Origin of the sequence: Thermogutta sp. (assembly GCF_014359955.1) — a bacterium.
Classification (GTDB): Bacteria; Planctomycetota; Planctomycetia; order Pirellulales; family Thermoguttaceae; genus Thermogutta.
In genome coordinates, this window is the sequence record NZ_JACIYL010001016.1 from 1 (window position 1) to 1,330 (window position 1,330).

The 1,330-nt window shown below is 58.1% G+C and carries 2 protein-coding genes; one reads left to right on the plus strand and one right to left on the minus strand.

Annotation, left to right across the window (positions count from 1 at the left end; genetic code table 11):
* Positions 1 to 470: NAD-dependent epimerase/dehydratase family protein (locus H5U08_RS19015; RefSeq protein WP_297036802.1), on the minus strand; the 470-nt coding region annotated here is incomplete at its 3' end.
* Between the two features lie 148 nt (positions 471 to 618).
* Between H5U08_RS19015 and H5U08_RS19020 the strand changes: the two genes are divergently transcribed.
* A partial coding sequence (locus tag H5U08_RS19020; RefSeq protein ID WP_297036804.1) for a glycosyltransferase family 9 protein occupies positions 619 to 1,330 on the plus strand: 712 nt, incomplete at its 3' end.

The window sequence follows — 1,330 nt, forward strand, 5'->3', positions numbered from 1 at the left end:
ATTTCCCCCGCGTATTTCTCGGCGACCAGTTCCCCCGCCCGCTTGCTTTTTCCGTACCACGAGACAGGGTGCGATGGATTACCCTCGCGGTGGGGCTCACCCGCTTTCTTCACCGGACCTGCCGCTGCCAGGGTCGAGACAATCACGACGACAGGGGGTGGAGACACACGCCGGCAGGCTTCCAGAAGGCTCTCGGTTCCCTTCTCGTTAACCTGGAAAAACTGATCGACTTTGAGAGCTTTTGTCGTTCCCGCCAAATGGTAAACGATCTGGACGCCTTTCAGCGCCGGGACTAAGCTTTCCACATCGTGCAAGTTGCCCGGGTGAAACCGAACACCGAACGGTTCCAGGGGACCGGTGCGGGAAGTTGCTCGGATGAGGCACACGACCTCATGACTGCGTTCCGAGAGTGCTTTCACGAGGTGATAGCCTACGAATCCTGTTCCACCTGTGATGAAAACCTTCGCCATTTTCTTACCTGCGGAGTCGTTAAGAGTTGGAACAAGGCCGAGGAATTGGGTCCGGAATGACCAGGGACGATTGTCGCTATTTTAACGCATCGGTGGGCTGAGAGCGGTCAGGCCATACAAATGGCCGGAGAGTCACAGGAGGTCAGTCGTGTCGAATCTGTCATCCCCACTCCTGGAGGTTGGTCCGACAGCCCGGTTTTTGATCGTCCGTCTGAGCGCGCTGGGCGACGTCGTGCTTACACTCCCGGTGGCTTCTGCTCTTCGCGAGCACTTTCCCCAGGCCAAAATCGCGTGGATCGTGGAAGAGCGGAATGCCCCGATTCTAGCCGGTCATCCAGCGGTCGATGAGATAATCACGGTGCCCAAAAGGTGGTACAGATCCTGGCAACACGTCCGACGCATTCGGCAAACACTACGGGAATGGGCTTTCGATGTGGCTCTAGACGTGCAGAGCCTTTCCAAAAGCGCGTTTCTGGCCTGGCTGAGCGGGGCACGATTTCGTGTGGGGTTCGCCCGTCCTCAAGGGAGGGAACTGGCTCCCTGGCTCGCGACACATCGGGTGCCGGCTCAGGGGACCCACGTGGTGGACATCTTCCTGAGCCTTCTGCGAGTTCTGGGTATTCAATCCACCAGCGCGGAGTTCAAACTGACCCAAACGCGTGAAGAAGCCACATGGGCGGAGCGGACTCTGCTCGATCTGGGCCTAAACGGTCGATTTGCTGTGATCAATCCGGGAGCAGCCTGGCCATGCAAACGATGGCCGTTCGACAGGTTTGCAACCGTGGCGAAGTTCCTCGATACGACACTGGCAATGCCGACCCTTGTGTTGTGGGGGAACCAGCTTGAAAAGAACTGGGCGG